Below are 19,565 nucleotides of genomic sequence, written 5' to 3'. Positions count from 1 at the left end.
GGTCGCGCCAGCCCCGCCGGAGCGCAACTGTCAGCGCCTGCTTCAGCACGCGCCATTACCGATCAGAAGGAAGCTGTCATGCCCGAAATTGCACCCCGCTACTGGGCCATGGTCGCAGCCCTCGGCCTGACCTGGGGCGCCACTTTCATGGTGGTGGAACTGGCGTTGCAGGGCATCACCCCATTCTGGCTTGCCGCCGGGCGCATCGGCTTTGCGGCGGTTCTGTTGACGGCGGTCTGGGGGCTGCGCGGCTTTCGCCTATTTACCGGCACAAGCAACTGGCCCGTTGTGGTGATGGTCGGCATCCTCAGCTCCACCCTGCCCTTCATTCTGATCAGCTGGGGGCTCCAGCATGTAACCTCGGGCTTTGCCGGGGTCAGCATGTCGGCAATCCCGCTGATGGTGCTGCCGCTGGCGCATTTCTTCGCCTCCGAGCCGCTGACCCTGCGTCGCCTCATCGGCGTGGTGATCGGCTTTTTCGGCGTGGCGCTGCTGATCGGCGGCCAGGCCTTCGAGAGCATCGGCACCGATCTGGAATGGGCCGGGCGTCTGGCCTGCCTCGGGGCGGCCGCCTGCTACTCGGTTTCCTCAATATCGGTGCGCCGCCTGCCGGAGGTGGACCCGGTGGGACTGGCGGCGGTGCTGCTGCTGATCGGCGCGGTGGGGATCATCCCTGCGGCCTGGCTTGTCGAGGGCCCGCCGCCCGCCATCTCGCAGGAGACCTGGATGTGGCTCGCGATCCTCGGACTGATCCCGACGGCGGGGGCAAACCTGCTGCGTGTGCTGTTGATCCGCGGCGCCGGCCCGACTTTCATGAGCCTCACCAACTACCTGGTGCCGGTCTGCGCGGTGTTTTTCGGCGCGCTGATCCTCGGCGAACCGCTGCCCGGAACGCTGATCTGGGCGCTGGCGCTGATCCTCGCCGGTGTGGCGCTCAGCCAGTTCGGCGCCCTCAAGAGGCTGTTCGGCCTGGCCCGGCCCGCGGCAGCACGGCAATAGCCGAAGCGCTCGCCGATTTTGTCTGAAACACATATGCAGGCAATCCAGTTTGGCACGGCGCCGCTCTGACGCACGGCGCCTCCGCATGCGCTTCATCTTTTCACAAATATCTCGGGGGTGAGGGCGTCCGCCCGAGGGGGCAGCGCCCCTAACGCGCGCCGGGCCATAGGCCCGGCGCGCGGGTCCGCCCGGACAAACCGGGCGGAAACAGAAACGGATCAGACTGTTGCCGCTTCTACCGCAGAAACCACATCGCTGACGGTCCGGTTCAACAACTCGGGGTCTTCGCTCTCTGCCATCACCCGGATCAGCGGTTCGGTCCCGGACTTGCGGATCAGCAAGCGCCCCTGCCCGTTCAGCTGTCCTTCCGCCCGGGCGATCGCGTCCTGAACAGACCCGGCTTCCAAAGGAACTTGTCCGGCCTCAAACCGCACGTTCTTCAGCAACTGCGGCACTGGCTCAAACTGACGCGCCAGTTCGGACGCTTTCTGACCACTCCGCACCATCTCGGCGAGAAAATGCAAGCCCGCCATCAGACCATCCCCGGTGGTGGCATAGTCGCTCATCACGATATGGCCCGACTGCTCGCCGCCGAGGTTGAAACCACCCTGCCGCATGCGCTCGACCACATAGCGGTCCCCGACGCCTGTGCGTTCAAGACCAATACCGCGATCCTGCAGGAACCGCTCCAGGCCTAGGTTCGACATCACCGTCGCAACCAGCGCCCCGCCCGTCAGACGTCCGTCCGCCGCCCAGGCCGAGGCCAACAGCGCCATCAGCTGATCGCCATCCGCCACGGTACCGGTCTCATCGATGAGGATCACCCGATCCGCATCCCCGTCCAGGCAAATCCCCACATGCGCGCCATGCGCCACAACAGTTTCTGCAGCAACGCCAGGTTGTGTCGAGCCACAACCTCGGTTGATATTCTTGCCGTCGGGAGAGACGCCGACCGGGATCACATCCGCACCCAGCTCCCACAGGATTTCCGGCGCCGTCCGGTGCGCCGCGCCATTGGCGCAATCGATCACAACACGCAGTCCGTCGAGACGCATGCCGCGTGGCAATGAGCTCTTGATCCGTTCGCCATAGCGAAACCGCGCATCATCAATCCGCTTGGCGCGGCCGATATTATGCGCCTGGGCAAGTTCGACCCCGCTCTCAATCAGCGCCTCCAGCTCAAGTTCCACTTCATCTGAAAGCTTGTAACCATCGGGACCGAAGAACTTGATGCCATTGTCTTCAGCCGGATTGTGGCTGGCGGAGATCATCACGCCAAGGTCCGCGCGCATTGAACGCGTCATCAAACCCACCGCCGGTGTCGGCACGGGACCGAGCAGCAGCACGTTCATGCCGGTGGAGGTCAGCCCCGCCGTCAACGCATTCTCGAACATATAGCCCGACAATCGCGTATCCTTGCCGATTACCACACGGTGTACATTGTCATTTTCACGCCGAAAATAGCGTCCAACCGCTGCGCCAATACGCAGCGCCATGTCCGCGGTCATGGGGTGCAGGTTGGCCTTGCCCCGCACGCCGTCGGTTCCAAAGAGTTTGCGCATTTCTGCCGCTCCTATGCCCGGTGCGCTGCCGGGCTAGACACGCCGACAGCCGCCAAAGTCTGTTATCGTGTCGCCTGCCACAGGCGCAACGCTTGGGCGGTTTCGGCAACATCATGCACCCTTAGCAATTGCACGCCTTGGGCAACGCCCGCAAGACCCACCGCGATAGAACCCGGCGCGCGGGCCTCGGCCTGCGAAGCTTTGCCGATGGTTCCGATGAAACCCTTGCGAGAGACGCCCAGCAGGATCGGACAGCCTATGCCGTGAAAAACGCTGAGATTGCGCAGCAGCGCCAGATTATGCGCCTCGCTCTTGCCAAAGCCGATGCCCGGGTCGATCACGATCTGCTCGCGCAGCACGCCGATGGCCTCCAGCTGATCCACCTGCGCGGACAGGAAGTCATAGACGTCCAGCACCACATTGTCGTAGTGCGGATCTTTCTGCATCGTTTGCGGGTCGCCCTGCGCATGCATCACACAGACCGGTACGCCGGCCTGTGCCGCCAGGGGGGCCAGGGCCGCATCGAAGGTGAAGCCTGAGACATCATTGACCAGCGAAGCGCCCGCTTCCAGCGCCTCCATCGCCACTGTGGCCTTGCGGGTGTCGATCGAGATCGGCACGGCGCTGGCGTCGCGCAGGGCGGCGATCACCGGCGCGGTGCGGGTGATCTCTTCCATTTCCTCAACTTCGATCGCGCCGGGGCGGGTGCTTTCACCGCCGATGTCGATGATCGAGGCACCATCAGCCACCATCTGCAGCGCCGCATCGCGGGCCGCTGACAGCTCGTCATGCTTGCCACCATCGGAGAAACTGTCGGGTGTGACGTTCAGAATGCCCATGATCTGCGGCTGGGTCATATCCAAGCCGGCGATTGTGGCACGACGGCTCATCAGACGGAGCCGGATCTCTTCCGGCAGCAATCCCGCCGGCACGATGCGCGGCGGGGCACTGCGATCCAGAACTTCGACCTCGGTAAACCAGAGCGCGCTACCGGCGAGGTGAATGGCGCCCTCAGGACGCGCATCACCATGACGAACCAAAGGACGGTAATAACTCACAGGGTCTTGTGCTCCTCAGCATGGGCGCGCAGGGGAACACCGGGGTTGTCCGGCAGTTCGGCGCCAATCACGATCATTTCTTCAGCTTCAAAAGTAGAAGCGAACCAGGCCGCAAGTGCAACCGCATTCGACGGCGGCTCGCTCGGTCCTTCGACCGCATCAAGCACGATCTTGGACGGCGCCCAGACACAGATCTGCCCGTTCTTCATTGCCCAGTCCAACTCGGTGCGGGTCTCGACCACGACGCAACGGGGATCTTTTGCCGCCAGACGCCAAGCATTCTGCTCGATCGCCAGCAGATCAATGCGACGCTGGGTCCATTTGTGCCCGGTCTGCGGCACGGCAAGTTCGTGTGCGCCCACGCAGAGGATCAGCGGGCGCTCGCGGCACTCCATCTGGTCAATCCAATCGGTCAGATGAGCGCTGTTGATCGCCGCATTGGACAGGAACATCAGCCGGGGATGTGGCTTCACATCCTCCTCAACCTCATGGGTCACCTGATCCGAGGACCGCACCACCTCAACACCCAACGCCCCGGGTCCGCGATCCAGCTTTTCGATACGCACGAAGGCACGCACGGCTTGCGGCTCCCACAGGATGCGCTCTGCCACCCGTTCGGCCAGAGTTTCAAGCAGCGCCAGACGTTCCCGCGCCAGCTCATGGGCGATCGCCTCGGTCACCTTGTCATAAGACAGGATCCGGTCCACGTCGTCGTCCAGATCCGCCGGCAATGGCGCGATCTCCACCACCACATTGAAACACACCCGCTGGGTGGTGCCGCGTTCCTGCTGGAATGCGCCGATCTCCACCTCGACGATATGGTCACGCAAAGAGATCCGGTCCAACGGACCGGGGCGCGCAGTCGCGGCAGATCGCTCGGATGGATGCGCGAAGGCGAGATGTATATCGGAACTCATGGCGTGGCCTTTGTCTGGCTTTGAACGTAACGGGCGACTGTGTCAGGAGTCACAGGTTTATGTCCGTTCAAAGCAGATAACAGGCCCAGACCCGCCGTGCCAGAGACGGAAAGCGGCGCTTTTCCAACACTGGCACGCAAAATGCGGGGTCTTAGTTCGATGCGGTGCGGTAACGCTCGTCGCGGTAGAAAAGATGCACGCCGATACGCGCGGTCTTGGTGAAGCTGCGTGACCAGCGCGGTTTCACTGCCGTGGTGTGGTAGTAGGTGGCGCCTTCGGTCAGCTTTGGCTTCACACCGTCCAGCATCAGGCGCGCCACCTTGGCCACACGCTCAAACGCACGCGGCTCGGCGATGACCTCTTTGATACCGTCGCAGGTGTAGGTGAACTGGCACTGGTACTTGCGCCCTGTGCCCTGGTTGATCACACCGCAGATGGTATTCGGGAACTGCGCGCTTTTCACCCGGTTCAGGATCACCTCGGCCACGGCGAATTGACCTTGCACGGTCTCGCCCCGGGCCTCGAAATAGAGCGCTTCCGCAAGGCAGGCAAATTCACTGCCGCCGGTCGCCTCCGGGCGCGTATCAAGGAAGGCACGCGTGTACTGAACCTTGGTGACATTCTTGGTGCGCGTCTGTCGCTTGCCCCCGAGAAAGCGCAACATGCGTTCCTTCGGCGCGGCCTGAAGCGTCGACTGCTCCTGTTTGAAAAGCGCATCCAGCCCCATGTCAGCAGAGGCCATGCTACCGCCTAGTGTTGCCGCGATCACTGCGGCCCACATCAGATTCCGTTTCATTCAGGGTACCCCCGGTCCAACTGCACGCAGCGGCATTCCGACCGCCAGCGACGGCACCGGGTAACGGAAATGCTTCAAAACGTCCAGCCGACCGGACGTATAGCTGCTATGCTCGAAGGCTTAGAGCACAACGCCGATGCGGAGGGCGCGATAGGATGATCCTGAATTCATTACCTTTTTAAGTATGTAGGCACATTTTGGCCTGTCTTGTCCGCGATCGCCAACTGCGCTGCCGCCAGACGTGCGACAGGGACACGGAACGGCGAGCAGGAGACGTAATCGAACCCCGCGGCGCGACAAAACGCAATCGATTCGGGGTTGCCACCGTGTTCACCGCAGATCGACAGCGTGATGTCAGGCTTCGCCGACCGCCCGCGCTGTGCGCCCAGCTGCAGCAACTCGCCGACACCATCCACATCCAGCACATGGAACGGATCCTCGGGGAACACGCCCTGCTGCACATAATCCGACATGAACCGCCCCGCATCGTCGCGAGACAGACCATAGGTCATTTGAGTGAGGTCATTGGTGCCGAAGCTCATGAAGGCGGTGTGCACCGCGATCTCATCGGCCCGTAACGCGGCCCTCGGTGTCTCGACCATCACCCCGAGGCGATAGGTGAAATCGACGCCACGCTCGGATTTCACCGCAGCGGCCACCGCATCAATGCGGGTCTTGACCAGCTCCACTTCGCGTTTGGCCGACACCAGCGGGATCATGATCTCCGGCACCACCGGGTCGCCGTCGCGCGATGCGTCCAACGTGGCCTCGAAAATCGCCCGCGCCTGCATGTCATAAATTTCGGGCACCGTGACCCCAAGGCGCACGCCGCGCAAACCCAGCATCGGGTTATATTCGCCCATCTCCTCCACCCGGCGCGTCACATCGCTGACCGGCAGGCCCAGCGCCTCGGAGAGCTCGCGCTGACCGGCGGTTGTGGTGGGCAGGAACTCGTGCAGGGGCGGGTCGAACAGACGAATGCAAACCGGAAGCCCCTCCATGATGCGAAACAGCTCGCGGAAATCATTGCGCTGCATCGGCAGAAGGCGCGCCAGCACCGCTGCCCGCCCCGAGGAGGTCTCGGCAAAGATCATCTCCCGCATCACCGTCAGGCGACCGGGATCAAAGAACATATGCTCGGTGCGACACAACCCGATCCCCTGCGCATTGAAGTTGCGCGCGGTCTGGGCATCTGCGGGCGTGTCGGCATTGGCACGGATATCGATGTCGCGCGCCGCATCCGCCCAGCCCATCAGCGTCAGCAAAGCATCGTCTTCTGCCGCCTCGGTCATCGCAGGCTCCCCCACCAGCAGCTGGCCGGAGGTTCCGTCTACCGTTATCGTCTCGCCCGCCTTGAAGATGCGCCCATCCGGTGCGGTCAACTGCTTGCGACGGCTGTCAAACCGCAGGCTTGATGCGCCCACGATGCAGGGCAGACCCAGCCCGCGCCCGATCACCGCCGCATGGCTTGTCATACCGCCTTTTTCAGTGAGCACCCCCGCCGCCGCATGCATGCCGCGCACATCCTCGGGCGAGGTCTCGCGCCGCGCCAGAATGCACGGTTCCCCACGGGATTTGCTGGCCTGCGCCTCTGCCGCCGTGAACACCAACCGCCCGGTTGCCGCGCCGGGGCTTGCGGCAATGCCGCTGCCGATCACATCGCGCTTGGCGTCCGGATCCACCTGTCGGTGCAACAGTTCATTGAGGGAATGCGCATTCACTCGCATCACCGCTTCTTCAGCCGAGATAATCCCGTCCTCGGCCAGGCGCACCGCGATCCGCACAGCCGCCCGCGCAGACCGTGTCACCCGCATCCCGTCGAGGATATGCACGCGCCCGTTTTCAATGACGAATTCCACCTGCATTTCGGCACGCAGCCTCTCGCGCATCAGGGCCGCGTGCACCTTCAGCTCGGCAAAGGCTTCGGGGGCGAGTTCTTCCAGTGACGGACCGCGATCATCCTGCTCCAGATAGATCGACTCCGCGTCGCTGCCCAGCGCATCGCGTCCCTGGCTCTGGCTCAGGTAACGCCCGGTAATCTGCGGCAAGCCGGTCTGCGAGTTCACCAGCTGAAGCACGCCCGAGCCGCACTCCCCCTGCCCAAGCCCCGGCACCATCTCCTGCACCACGAGACCAAGGCCCGCATCCTCCGGCGCGCCCTTGGCCGCCCGCAACAGACGCGCCGAAGTGCCTTCCCAGGCCCGCGCCATGGTCCGCAACACCGCCGCCAGCTGCTCGCCCGGATCCTGCGGAAACGGCTCTTCGGCCTCGGCCTCATAGGCCTGCAGCATCTCGCTCAGCGCATCCGGGCCGCCGTCCTCGACATCCTCGAACACATCCGGGTCAAGCCGCGCCACATGCACCGCATAGGATTGCACAAACCGCAGATAAAGCGCCGCCGCCGCATCCGCGCCCAGCGTGTCGCTCAGATCCACGTAGCGCGCGTCATTCATACCGATGTTCAGCACCGCGCCGGGGCCACCCCAATCCGGATCTTCCGAGGAGGGCCGCACGCACAACAGCGCATCCGGGCGCAGTTCCGACAGGATCGCCTTGACGTCGACCATATACCCTTCAGCGATCGCATGCACCGCATCAAACGACAGCGCCACGGTCTGCGGCACCGGCAGCTTCAGCCGCACCAGCCGCTGCAGGCATTTCGCCCGCCCGCCGTGACTATGGTTGGCAATCGGCGCCGTGGACGTGATCAGCGTGGCCTTCGAGATATCGTCCATGCGCGCGTCCCCTGCCTGTTTCTGCAATGCAGCAATCCTCCGTGGGGTCGAGCATAATGATGGCAAACGCCCCTGCAAGGGGAACCATGCCGCAACTGCAACAAAAAGGCCCCCGCCGGATTGGGCGAGGGCCGCGGCTTCAGCACATGGCAGACGGGTGTCAGCCTTCGATACGGCTCAGGTCAGCCACCTGACCGCAGACCTTGCGGATCTGGCTCAACAGGTTCAGCCGGTTGCGGCGCACCACGGAATTGTCGGAGTTCACCTGAACTGCCTCGAAAAACGCATCCACCGGCGCGCGCAATGCGGCCATGCCGCCCATGGCGGCCGCGAAATCCTCGGCCTCGATGGCCGAGGAGATCGCCCCCTCGCCCGCTGCAAGCGCATCAAACAGGGCTGCTTCCGCCGCATCCTCGATGAATTTCTTGTCGGCCCCGTAGGAGTACTCAACCCCGTCCTTTTCCTCGGCCTGAGACAGGATGTTGTTGGCGCGCTTGAACCCCTGCAGCAGGTTTCCGCCATCCTCGGAAGACATGAACTCCTCCAGCGCCCGGGCGCGTTTCACTAGGAGCGTCAGGTCGTCATTGCCCTCCATGGCGATACAGGCGTCGATCACATCATGACGAATGCCCTGATCGCGCAGGAAGACCTTCAGGCGGTCGTGGAAGAAGGAGAGGAGATTCGGGGCAAGCTTTCTACCAAGGTGAATGAAGCCTTTTTGTTCAAAATAGTTTTCTTCAATGTGAACCATTCTGTTAGAAATTACACTAAGTTGAGCGTCTACTCTCTCTCGATCCTTATCCGCTAATGCCTCTTGTGCTTTCGTGATCTGCTTCAGCAACTGCGATCTCTCGGTCGCGAGGTTTTGATGCTCTAGTGTCAGCGCCTTGTATGCAACTTTTGCGCCATGCTCAGTGAGCAATATGCTCAAACAGAGCTTCAGTCCATTCTCCAGCACCAGCCGGATCACACCCAGTGCGGCACGGCGCAGCGCATAGGGGTCTTTGGACCCAGTGGGCTTTTCATCAATCGCCCAGAAGCCGGTCAGCGTGTCGATCTTGTCTGCCAGCGCCACGGCCACCGATACCGGCTCTGCCGGCACCTCATCGCTGGGGCCCAGCGGCGAATAATGCTGCTGGCAGGCATTGGCGACGTCTTGCGGCAGCCCTGCGGCCTCCGCGTAGTAGCGCCCCATCAGGCCCTGCAATTCGGGGAACTCATAGACCATCTCGGAAGACAGATCCGCCTTGGCGACCTTCGCCGCCTGTTCCGCCAGATCCGCATCCGCGCCCACAATGGGGGCGATTTCGCGCGCCAATGCGGCGATGCGGTCAATCCGTGCGGCCTGAGTGCCCAGCTTGTTGTGGAACGTCACATTGCCAAGGCTCTCCAGCCAGCCTTCCATGCCGACCTCGGATTTCGCGATGCGCAGATCGTTCTCCCAAAAGAACTTCGCATCCGCCAGACGGGCGCTCAGCACCTTTTGGTTGCCCGCCAGAATGGTCGCGCCATCATCCGCCGTCTCGCGGTTCGCGACGGTGATGAACTTCTCGATCCGCCCGGTCTTGGGGTTCTTCACGGAAAAGAACTTCTGGTGTTCTTTCATCGAGGTTTGCAGCACCTCCGGCGGCAGGTCGAGGAATTCCGCGTCGATGGACCCCATCAGGACCACCGGCCATTCCACCAGACCGGCGACCTCTGCCAGGAGCCCCTTGTCGTCCACCACCTCAAGGCCGGACGCGAAGGCCTGATTGGTGGCATCCTGCCAGATCGCCGCCTCGCGCTCCTTGGGCTCCAGTTCCACAAAGGCGCGTTTCAGCTTGGCAGCGTAGTCCTCAAATCCGGTGACGGAGAATCGCGCCGGAGCCATAAAACGATGCCCGGCCGTGCTGTCGCCCGACTTGATACCGTCGATATTGAGCGCCACCACCTCGCTGCCGTCTTCGCGCGTCAGCAGGCAGAGGATCGAATGCAGCGGACGCACCCAGCGCAAGGACCCCGCACCCCAGCGCATGGACTTGGGCCAGGGGAAGTTGCGAATGGTGTCTTCCAGCACCTCGGCAATGATCTCCGCCGCAGGGCGTCCCGGTTTTTCGATGGTTGCGAAATAGACCGCGCCCTTGGGGGTGTCGCGCTCTTTCAGCTGATCGCGGCTCACGCCTGCGCCCCGCAGGAAGCCCTCGATGGCCTTGTCGGGTGCGCCCACCTTGGGGCCCTTGCGCTCTTCGCGCACGGTGGGGGAATGCTCCAGCAGATCCTCGATCGCCAGCGTCAGGCGGCGCGGCGTGGTCAGCGCATGGGCGCCCGCATAGGTCAGACCCGCCTCGACCAGACCGTCGGTCATCCGTTTCTTCAGGTCTTCACCCGCGCGCGCTTGCATGCGGGCCGGGATTTCCTCGGAGAAAAGTTCGATCAGAAGATCAGCCATTACGTGTCCTCAACGGTTCGGATCTGCCGTGCGTTCACGGCGAAAAAAGATGTGGCGACGGGCGCGGCTGCGCCCATCGGTCGGCTTACGGCCGCTTGGGGCATTCCTCGCCCACGATGGTGCCGTCATAAGCCTTCTCGCCACAGTTGTTCAGTTCGTGCCAGACATAGCCCCGGCCATCTTCGGTGATGGCCACAACCCGGTCGACGCCAAAGTCGATGTTCTTTTCAGAGATAAACGCCGTCGCACGCCCGTCGCGCAGCGCCTGGCCGATGGCAGTGGCATCGAAACAGTCGAACCAGCCGGGGGCGTTGCGCGGATCGCGCGCCTCGGAAATCTCGTAGAGCTGCGCCACCTCTGCCGGTTTCAGCGGCGTGGTGAAGCAGGCCCGGTAGCGGATCGGAGAGCTGTCCGCATCGATTGCCTCAAAATCCCCATAGGCGATGGGCTCGGGCGTCTCGCCGCCGATCGGCAGCAGCAGCACGTCCTCGCCCGGTCGCGCGGCCACATCATCATAGTAGCCGTAGACCTGCAGGTAATACATCGCGATCCCCGCCGCGAGGCCGGAGACAACGAGGATGAGTGACAGGATCTTGCCAGTCATATCAGCTTTCCCCCCCGGGCCATTCAGGCCGCGCTCTCGTTGGTGAACCCACCCGCTTCGGTCTGCACAAAGGCATCGGCGCATTGCTTGGCCAATGTGCGCACCCGGCCGATATAGGCCTGACGCTCGGTGACGGAGATCACACCGCGCGCATCCAGCAGGTTGAAGATATGGCTGGCCTTGATGCATTGGTCATAGGCGGGATGCGCCATGATGATGCGCTTGTTGGTCTTCGGGTCGATATGCTCCTGCGACAGGATAGAGGCGCATTCGGCCTCGGCCTCCTCGAAGTGACGCAGCAGAACCTCGGTGTTGGCCACGTCGAAGTTCCAGCGGGCGTATTCTTCCTCGGTCTGCTTGAAGATGTCACCATAGCTCAACGGCTGCGGTGACTGCGGATCGTTGAACGGCATGTCCATCACGTGATCGACGCCAAGGATATACATCGCCAGACGCTCCAGACCATAGGTCAGCTCGCCCGATACCGGGTGGCAGTCATGGCCGCCAACCTGCTGGAAATAGGTGAACTGGCTGACTTCCATACCGTCGCACCAGACCTCCCAGCCCAGCCCCCAGGCGCCCAGAGTCGGGCTTTCCCAGTCGTCCTCGACAAAGCGGATGTCGTGCAACTCCATGTCGACGCCGATCGCCTGCAGGGAGCCTAGGTACAGCTCCTGCAGCTCCGGCGGGCTGGGTTTGATCAGCACCTGATACTGGTAGTAATGCTGCAAGCGGTTCGGGTTCTCGCCATAGCGCCCGTCGGTGGGGCGGCGCGAGGGCTGCACATAGGCCGCCGCCCAGGGCTTGCTGCCCAGGGACCGCAGGGTGGTCGCCGGATGGAAGGTGCCCGCGCCGACTTCCATGTCGTAGGGCTGCAGGATGGCGCAGCCCTTGGAGGCCCAATAGGTCTGCAGACGCAGGATGATCTCCTGAAACGAACGCGGGGCGGTGGTCTGGGTCATGTCTTTTCCCTTCGGCGGCATCGGCGCGCCCGCCTCCATCAAGCCACGCAGGGCCAGCACAGACGGTGCAATGTTCGACCGTCTTCCTATGCAAGCCCCCCGGCGGGGTCAACGGCCCCGTGCGCAGCAGGCCACCCGAAGCCTCACGGCAGGGGGAAAATTCGTCCTGATGTGTCGAAGATGAGAAACAAACGCACTTTACCTGCATATGTGCGGTTTCTCGCCGTTTCCTTTTCGGGCGCAAGATGGTTACCTGCGCCGCGAACTAATTCCGTCTCTTCGTACAGAGGTTAAACAATGAAGAACCTATTTGCCTCGCTTTTGTGGGCATTGACCGTCTGCCTCGCGGCGCTTCCGGGCCTCGTGCAGGCACAGCAATCCGACGCGGGTGGCGTCTGGATCCAGGTGGCGGCCCGTCCCTCACTTCGCGAGGCGCAGGACGAGGCCCGCGACTTTGCCGCCCGCCTGCCGGACGTCTCCGGCTATGCCCTGGGCGGCGGCTGGTACGGCATCGTGGTCGGCCCCTATGCCCGTCCCGACGCCGAACAGGTGCTGCGTGTCTACCGCGCCGAAGGGCAAATCCCGCGTGACAGCTTCATCACCTTCTCCAGCAACTTCCGCACCCGTTTCTATCCGGTTGGCGCCGAGACCGACGCACCCTCCACTGCGCCAGTCATTTCGTCGACATCTGACGACGACACGGTGACGGAGCCCCCACTGGCCCCGGAGCCGGAAATCGCTGTTGCAGATGAAACACCGGCCGAGGCCCGCCGCAGCGAACGCGCCCTGTCGCGTGAAGAGCGCATGGACCTTCAGGTCGCATTGAAGGCCGCAGGGTTCTATGCCTCCGGCATTGACGGCGCATTCGGGCGCGGCACCCGTGCCTCGATGTCCGACTGGCAGCTCGCGCGCGGTTTTGAACCCACCGGCGTCCTGACCACCCTGCAGCGCAAGGCGTTGCTGGATGAATACAACGCACCGCTGATTTCCACTGGCATGGCGTCATATACTGACGAAGCAGCAGGCATCACGCTGGATCTGCCGTTGAACGAGGTCGCCTTCAGCCGCTACGAACCGCCCTTCGCGCATTTTGACCCCGCCGGGGACCTTGGCGCCCGGGTCCTGCTGATTTCGCAACCCGGCGACCGTCGCACTCTTTATGGTCTGTATGACATCATGCAGACACTGGAAATCGTGCCGCTGGAAGGGCCGCGCGAACGCTCCGGTGACCGCTTCACGCTTGAGGGGCGCAACAGTGAGATCGTCTCCTACACCGAAGCGCGATTGGACAATGGCGAGATCAAAGGCTTTACCCTTGTCTGGCCGGCTGGTGACGAGGCCCGTCGCGGGCGTATCCTCTCCGCCATGCAACAAAGCTTTACCCGGCTCGACGGCGTGCTTGACCCGGCAGAGGGCATGGAGGACGCGCAGTCCATCGATCTGGTCTCCGGTCTGGAAATCCGCAAACCGCGCCTGTCGCACAGCGGCTTCTTCGTGACCGGAGATGGTGTTGTCGTGACCACGGCAGATGTGGTCAACGGCTGCGGTCGCGTGACCATTGACCGTGACGTCAGTGCAGATGTGCTGCTGGCCGATGGCGAGGCCGGCATTGCCGTGCTGAAGCCGACAGAGGCGCTGTCCCCGATGGCCACCGCACCGCTTGCGGCAAACACACCCCGTCTGCGCAGCGCGCTGGCGGTTTCGGGCTACTCCTACAGCGGCGTGCTTGGTGCTCCAAGCCTCACCTGGGGATCGCTGAGCGACCTTCAGGGGCTGCAGGGCGAAAGCTATCTGGCCCGTCTGGAGCTGACAGCTCAGCCCGGCGATGCAGGCGGCCCCCTTCTGGACAAGGAAGGCACCGTGCATGGCATGTTGCTGCCGGAAGCCTCAGATGGTCCGGTGCTGCCAGAGGGTGTGCGTTTCGCGCTGAAAGGCGAAGTGATCCGCATGGCATTGGACAAGGCCGGTGTTGGCCTGCCCGCGACCGAAGCTGCGGCCACCGGCGAGCTGCCCCTGTCGTTGCTTCAGCGAGAGGCCACAGGCCTCACCACGCTGGTCAGCTGCTGGGAGTGATAAGGCTCCGTCCGCATCCCTGACATGACAAAGGCTCCCGAAGATCACTTCGGGAGCCTTTTTTCTTGTCCGGTTGTTCAGCTGACTGAGCCGGGCATGCCGCCCGACAGCAGGCGTCAGGCCTCCAGCGCGTCGATCATCTCGACACGGGTGGCGTGGCGACCGCCTTCGAACTCAGCATCCAGGAAAGCATCCACAATCTCGAGTGCCAGCCCTTCGCCGACCACACGCGCGCCGATCGACAACATGTTGGCGTTGTTGTGCTCGCGGATCATCCGGGCCGAAAACGCATCCGCGCAGACGCCGCAGCGGATCCCCTTGACCTTGTTGGCCGCCATCATGATGCCCTGACCCGTGCCGCACAGCACGATGCCGACATCGCTGTCGCCAGCCGCCACATGACGCGCCGCCGCTTCACCATGTTTCGGGTAATGCGTGCTTTCGGGTGAGGTCGGGCCAAGGTCGGTGACCTCCCAGCCTTTGGCCGCGATATGTTCGGCAAGGGTCTGGCGCAGCGCGATGGCGGCGTGATCACTGGAGAGTACGATACGTTTGCTGGCAGTCATGTTGAAGTCGTCCCGTTTGCCTGGGGCCTGCTGCGGCCCGGCCGTGGTGGATCTAGGAGGGTTCGGGCGTGCCTTACCCGGTTTTGCACGCAAGGCCTAGACCTCGCGTGGTGCGCATGCTTGCCCGCCACGATCAATATGCGTGAACTCGCCCGTCCCAGGTGTGAAAACAGCCCGAGGTTTCCAGGGTAAGCTCATCGAATTGCTGCATCAGACCCTCGGCACTTTCCTCAACCGAGATATCCCCCTCATCGCCCCCCATGTCGGTGCGAACCCAGCCGGGATGGTAGATGCCAACGGCAATCCCCTCCGGTTTCAGATCCGTGGCGAGATTGCGTCCGATGTTGAGCGCCGCGGCCTTGGAGGCGCGATAGGCGTAGGATCCCCCCGGTGCACGTGCGTGACTGGCCATCTGAGAGGAAATAATCGCAATTTTCGGAGCACTGGCGAGCTTCAGGTTCGGCAGCATTGCCTGCACGCTCAGGAATACGCCGGTCACATTGACGGCAAGTGATTTTGCCCAGACCTCTGCGGTGTAGTCACTGATACTCATCGTCTTGTCGAGGTAGACGCCCGCGTTGCAGATCAACAGATCCACCGGGTCGCCCTTGATTTGCGCGGCAAAGCGCGCCTGCTGCCCTGGTTCGCTCACATCGAGCCGGGTGCCCGACGAATGATCCCGCGAGGTTCCCGTCACACGATCACCGCGTGCAGCCAGCCTTGTTTTCAGCTCACGCCCTATACCGCGGCTGCTGCCTGTCACGACCACATGCATTGGCGGTCTCCTTTTCCTGCTCAGTGGATTCATGACTGATGCCCGGTCGAGCGCCTCAGTTCATCTTTCGGTTCGGTGTGAAGGGGAGCGGCAGAACCGGCACCCCGTCGTCGATCAACGCCTTGGCATCTTCAATCTTTGCCTCGCCGTGGATGGAGCGGGCGGGCGCGTCCCCAAGGTGCATGTCGCGCGCCTGTTTGACGAAATCCTTGCCCACATAATCGGAGTTGGCCTCGACCTGTTTCTTCAGCTCGGTGATTGCCTTTTCCAGATCCGACGCGGGCGCGCTGAGCGGTGCGGCCTGTTGCGGCGCTTGCGGCACTGGCACAGCTGGCGTAACCGCGGGCCTGTCAGAGGGAGAAGGCTCCGCCTCCGCCGGGATCGCCGCCTTGCGGCCCGGACTTACGCGCGGTGCCATCAGCGCTTTCTCCACTTGTGTGGACCCGCACTGCGTACAGGCAACCATATTGGCCTCCACGAGCTTGTCGTAGGCCGCAGCTGACTGGAACCAGCTCTCGAACCCATGTCCCTCAGCGCATTTCAGTGCATATCGTATCATCTCATGTCCCGTACTCGGAAGCGCCGATTAAAACCGGCTCAGCGGTGTTTGCAAGGGCAGCATCCTTCCTATGTAACCCGTTCACACAAGATCGTCAGGCGAAAAGGCTCTGAGCAATGCCGAAACATCCGCCGCATCGACCTGCAAAGCTGCGCGTTCAAGCGACATCCACTCGCGTTTTCGCTCTGTGCATTCAGGAAAATCCGCCGATAGAGCATCGACGCGCAACGGGAACACATCGACCCGGCACGCAAGCGGCGGCGCACCGTCGCGGGCCTTGTCGTAGGTGAACTGTCCAACCACCCAATCCAACACCTGCCCCGACACGCCAGCTTCTTCCCAGGCTTCGGTCGCCGCAGCCTGCGCCGCAGTCAGACCATTGATCGGCCAGCCTTTGGGGAGGATCCAACGCCCGGTGCCGCGGGACGTCACCATCAAAACCTTGACGCGCCCTTTGCTCGACATCCGATAGCACAGCGCGCCCACCTGCTGGTGCAGCGGCCGACCATCTTCGGAATGACCGTGAAATGATTGCCCATTCAGGGGTCGCGTCATCAGCCTTGCTCCCCTTCAACGCGCAGGCAGTCACTGGATTGCGGAACCGGTGAGACGGCAGCACGCACCCTCGCTCCTGAGCGACCACCGCAAGCCTGCCCCTGCCCATACATGCTCTCGCCCCGATTGCACGCGGCCTCCTCAAACATGTGGCAGCGCCCCATGTCAGGGGGATGACAGCGCGCAAGGCGCAGCAGGTATCTGATCAGGCCAGCAGCCGCTGTTGCAACCGCTCCACCATCTGCGGATAGGGCGCATCCGCATCCAGTGAAAGGCGGCGCAGGGCAAAATGCACATGCGCCATTTCCTGATAGTAACCGGCATAAACGTAGTTCACGCTGCCGCCAGCCACTGCCCCCAGAACCGGCACCATCTGCGCTGCCAGCTTTGGTCCCAGCGCCACCGCCAGCCGGGGCGCCACAGCGGCAATCAGCTGTGACAAGCCAGCCCCCGACAGTCCCAGGCGCATGGTCAGAAAGCCGGTATCGGCACCGTCATCATGGGCCAGCGGGCCTGCCGCGGCAAAAACCTCTATCGCGTCGAAGCGCACATTCTCCGCATCCGGATCAAACCCGTATTCCACCGCCACGCCCTGAATGCTGCGCAGCAGGAAGGTCGTTGTGGCCGGCAGCTCCACCAACGCGCCCGGCAATCCCGCGGCGCCACCAACCATGCCCATGGTGGTACTGACCCAACGATTGGTCTGGGAGGATTGATCGGGCACCAGCCTCCTGCTCTGGGCGGCACCTCGGACCGCCAGATGCAGCGCCTGCTGCACGGCGACATCCACGGTCCCGCGCAACGGTTTGGGCAAACGCTGCAGCAAGTCCTCGGCACCACCACCAAGCGTGTTCAGCAATCGCATGCCAAAACTCCCGGCGGCGCGGTAGCGGGCGGCTATCGCATCCAGCTCCGCCTCGACATCCGTTGCCGTGAGGTTCCGCGCGTCCTGTATCAGTATTTCGCCCATCCGTGGCCCTCTTCCCTGCCGCTCTGTTCTTACAGATCAGCAGTTTGGACACGCGTTTCAAGGCCCTTGCTCACGCGACGTCCGGGTCTGTCACCCTTGCGCCGCACCGCTCCAACGTCGCACCAGCCCCGACACGCCCGTCCAGGCATCGGGATTGAGGTTCAGGCCAAGAATGCGATCCGGGTTGGTTGGCGGCGGCATCTCGACGCCGCTCAGCTTCTGAAACCCGAAGCGTTTGTAATAGGGCGCATCGCCCACCAGGATCACCCGGTCCCAATGGCTGTGCTCCGCCTTCCACAGGCTGTCGCGGATGAGCGCCGCACCGATGCCCTCGCCCTGCCGCGTCGGGTGCACCGCCACCGGCCCCAGCAGCAGCGCCTCGGCAGCCCCCACATGCACCGGCCAGAAGCGGATCGCACCGGCAAGGATCCCGTCGCTGTCGCGTGCCACCTGGCTCAATGCGCGCACCGGCGCCACGTCATCACGCAGCCGATAGGACGACAGCGCCGTGCGCCCCGGCGCGAAGCACAGGTCATAGAGGGCTTCGACCTCCCAGGAATCCTCCGGCATCTCCGCCGCGATGGTGATCACGTCTCTCTGGCTCCGTCAGCTGTGTCGCGCAGGCACGGGGCCGGTTCGACGCGGGGGTGGATTTCGCCCTAGCACGCGCGTAAGTCTGGGGCAAACACTTGGAGACATGCAATGTTCTACCGCCCCGAGGACGGCCACGGCCTGCCCCACAACCCATTCAACGCCGTTGTCACCCCCCGTCCCATCGGCTGGATCTCCACCCGTTCGGGCGACGGCGTCAACAATCTGGCACCTTATTCCTTCTTCAATGCCGTGGCTTATGTGCCGCCGCAGGTGATGTTTGCCTCCACCTCCACCAAGGCGGATCAGGACGGCACCAAGGATTCCATTGCCAATATTCGCGAGACCGGGATCTTTTGCGTCAACATCGTGGAATACGCCATGCGCGACGCGATGAACAAATCCTCCGCTGCGCTGGACAAGGGCACGGATGAATTCGCCCATGCCGGGCTGGAGGCCATCGACTGCGAAACCATCAATTGCGCCCGGGTCGCCGGTGTTCCGGCGGCGCTGGAATGCAAACTCACGCAGATCATCGACCTGCCGGGCGAGGCCAACAAGGTCGCCTTTGGCGAGGTGGTCGGCGTGCATTTGCGCGATGATTGCCTGGTGGACGGCATCTTTGACGTCACCCGCTACCAGCCGCTGTCGCGCCTCGGCTATCGCGATTATGCCAAGGTGAGCGATCTGTTCTCCCTGACCCGCCCGGACGACTGAGATGCCCCTGCCCGATCCAAATCTGCGCCACCCGATCATCCTGCCGGATGGCCAGCCCCATACCGGCACGGTGATGCTGTCGCGCGTGGTGGAGAACCCGAATTTCAGCGTTGGCGACTACACCTACGCCTCTGATTTCGACCCGCCGCGGGACTGGAGCAGTCACCTGGCGCCCTATCTCTTTGCCGGCGCGCGCGAACGGCTGCGGATCGGACGGTTTTGCCAGATCGCCCATGGGGTCAGGTTCATCACCGCCTCGGCCAACCACGCGCAGGAGGGGCTCAGCTGCTTTCCCTTCCCGGTGTTCGATCCCGCCCAGATGGCCGGGTTCCAGCCCGACACCCGCGACACGGTGATCGGCCATGACGTCTGGATCGGCTACGGCGCGATGATCCTGCCCGGCGCCCGTATCGGCGACGGCGCCATCATCGGTGCAGGCGCGGTGGTGCGCGGCACGGTTCCTCCTTACGCGATCATGACAGGCAACCCGGCGACGGTGGCCCGCCACCGGTTTCCCAAGCCGCAGATCGCCCGCCTCCTCACCCTCAAATGGTGGGACTGGCCGGCAGAACTGATCCTGCGCGCGGAACCGGCAATCACCTCCGGCGACCTCGACATGCTGGAGGCGCTCGCCCCCGACTGACCGCTGCTGCTTCGGAGTCACCCTCGCCTGATCCCAAATGGATGGGCCACGACGC

General features: G+C 63.3%; 18 protein-coding genes. 4 read left to right on the top strand and 14 right to left on the bottom strand.

Annotation, left to right across the window (positions count from 1 at the left end; translation table 11 throughout):
* Window positions 1-78 precede the first annotated feature (78 nt).
* Window positions 79-999, top strand: coding sequence for a DMT family transporter (locus CLV89_RS02910; protein ID WP_106162110.1), 921 nt, complete (start codon window positions 79-81; stop codon window positions 997-999).
* Window positions 1,000-1,217: 218 nt separating this feature from the next.
* Here the strand turns inward: CLV89_RS02910 and glmM are convergent, their stop codons facing one another.
* From glmM to CLV89_RS02870, 8 genes are all read right to left on the bottom strand, one after another.
* Window positions 1,218-2,561, bottom strand: a complete 1,344-nt coding sequence (glmM, locus tag CLV89_RS02905; RefSeq protein WP_106162109.1) for a phosphoglucosamine mutase — start codon at window positions 2,559-2,561, stop codon at window positions 1,218-1,220.
* 62 nt (window positions 2,562-2,623) lie between these two features.
* Complete coding sequence (gene folP / locus CLV89_RS02900; RefSeq protein WP_106162108.1) at window positions 2,624-3,619, bottom strand: dihydropteroate synthase; 996 nt, start codon at window positions 3,617-3,619, stop codon at window positions 2,624-2,626.
* Complete coding sequence (locus CLV89_RS02895; RefSeq protein WP_106162107.1) at window positions 3,616-4,536, bottom strand: dihydroneopterin aldolase; 921 nt, start codon at window positions 4,534-4,536, stop codon at window positions 3,616-3,618. The genes folP and CLV89_RS02895 overlap by 4 nt, the downstream gene beginning before the upstream one ends.
* A gap of 151 nt (window positions 4,537-4,687) precedes the next feature.
* Window positions 4,688-5,332: a cell wall hydrolase gene (locus tag CLV89_RS02890; RefSeq protein WP_243394914.1), complete on the bottom strand. Its 645-nt coding sequence runs from the start codon at window positions 5,330-5,332 to the stop codon at window positions 4,688-4,690.
* Window positions 5,333-5,502: 170 nt separating this feature from the next.
* Window positions 5,503-8,067 (bottom strand): putative PEP-binding protein, encoded by a 2,565-nt coding sequence (locus CLV89_RS02885; protein WP_106162325.1) that lies wholly within the window; start codon window positions 8,065-8,067, stop codon window positions 5,503-5,505.
* A gap of 160 nt (window positions 8,068-8,227) precedes the next feature.
* Window positions 8,228-10,495: a glycine--tRNA ligase subunit beta gene (glyS, locus tag CLV89_RS02880; protein WP_106162106.1), complete on the bottom strand. Its 2,268-nt coding sequence runs from the start codon at window positions 10,493-10,495 to the stop codon at window positions 8,228-8,230.
* A gap of 85 nt (window positions 10,496-10,580) precedes the next feature.
* Window positions 10,581-11,099: a DUF6446 family protein gene (locus CLV89_RS02875; protein WP_106162105.1), complete on the bottom strand. Its 519-nt coding sequence runs from the start codon at window positions 11,097-11,099 to the stop codon at window positions 10,581-10,583.
* Window positions 11,100-11,122: 23 nt separating this feature from the next.
* The gene (locus tag CLV89_RS02870) at window positions 11,123-12,061 is read right to left on the bottom strand and encodes a glycine--tRNA ligase subunit alpha (RefSeq protein WP_106162324.1); all 939 of its coding nucleotides are present in this window, start codon (window positions 12,059-12,061) and stop codon (window positions 11,123-11,125) included.
* Window positions 12,062-12,358: 297 nt separating this feature from the next.
* Between CLV89_RS02870 and CLV89_RS02865 the strand changes: the two genes are divergently transcribed.
* Window positions 12,359-14,134 (top strand): trypsin-like peptidase domain-containing protein, encoded by a 1,776-nt coding sequence (locus tag CLV89_RS02865; protein ID WP_106162104.1) that lies wholly within the window; start codon window positions 12,359-12,361, stop codon window positions 14,132-14,134.
* 116 nt (window positions 14,135-14,250) lie between these two features.
* On the opposite strand, the gene rpiB is transcribed toward CLV89_RS02865, so the two are convergent.
* The 6 genes from rpiB to CLV89_RS02835 form a co-directional block, all read right to left on the bottom strand.
* Complete coding sequence (gene rpiB / locus CLV89_RS02860; protein ID WP_106162103.1) at window positions 14,251-14,700, bottom strand: ribose 5-phosphate isomerase B; 450 nt, start codon at window positions 14,698-14,700, stop codon at window positions 14,251-14,253.
* 133 nt (window positions 14,701-14,833) lie between these two features.
* Window positions 14,834-15,475 (bottom strand): SDR family oxidoreductase, encoded by a 642-nt coding sequence (locus CLV89_RS02855; protein ID WP_106162102.1) that lies wholly within the window; start codon window positions 15,473-15,475, stop codon window positions 14,834-14,836.
* A 55-nt stretch (window positions 15,476-15,530) separates the two neighbouring features.
* Window positions 15,531-16,034 (bottom strand): DUF1178 family protein, encoded by a 504-nt coding sequence (locus tag CLV89_RS02850; RefSeq protein ID WP_106162101.1) that lies wholly within the window; start codon window positions 16,032-16,034, stop codon window positions 15,531-15,533.
* An 81-nt stretch (window positions 16,035-16,115) separates the two neighbouring features.
* Window positions 16,116-16,589 carry an NUDIX hydrolase gene (locus tag CLV89_RS02845; protein ID WP_106162100.1) on the bottom strand — a complete coding sequence of 158 codons (474 nt, stop codon included), beginning with the start codon at window positions 16,587-16,589 and terminating at the stop codon, window positions 16,116-16,118.
* A 205-nt stretch (window positions 16,590-16,794) separates the two neighbouring features.
* Window positions 16,795-17,559 (bottom strand): EcsC family protein, encoded by a 765-nt coding sequence (locus CLV89_RS02840; RefSeq protein WP_106162099.1) that lies wholly within the window; start codon window positions 17,557-17,559, stop codon window positions 16,795-16,797.
* 90 nt (window positions 17,560-17,649) lie between these two features.
* Complete coding sequence (locus tag CLV89_RS02835; protein ID WP_106162098.1) at window positions 17,650-18,150, bottom strand: GNAT family N-acetyltransferase; 501 nt, start codon at window positions 18,148-18,150, stop codon at window positions 17,650-17,652.
* A gap of 111 nt (window positions 18,151-18,261) precedes the next feature.
* On the opposite strand from CLV89_RS02835, the gene CLV89_RS02830 reads away from it, so the two are divergent.
* Complete coding sequence (locus CLV89_RS02830; protein ID WP_106162097.1) at window positions 18,262-18,867, top strand: flavin reductase family protein; 606 nt, start codon at window positions 18,262-18,264, stop codon at window positions 18,865-18,867.
* A 1-nt stretch (window position 18,868) separates the two neighbouring features.
* The gene (locus CLV89_RS02825; RefSeq protein WP_106162096.1) at window positions 18,869-19,510 is read left to right on the top strand and encodes a CatB-related O-acetyltransferase; all 642 of its coding nucleotides are present in this window, start codon (window positions 18,869-18,871) and stop codon (window positions 19,508-19,510) included.
* The last annotated feature ends 55 nt before the right edge of the window (window positions 19,511-19,565 follow it).

It is taken from the genome of Tritonibacter scottomollicae (genome assembly GCF_003003215.1).
GTDB lineage: Bacteria > Pseudomonadota > Alphaproteobacteria > Rhodobacterales > Rhodobacteraceae > Epibacterium > Epibacterium scottomollicae.
This window is presented reverse-complemented; position numbering and strand designations above follow the sequence as displayed.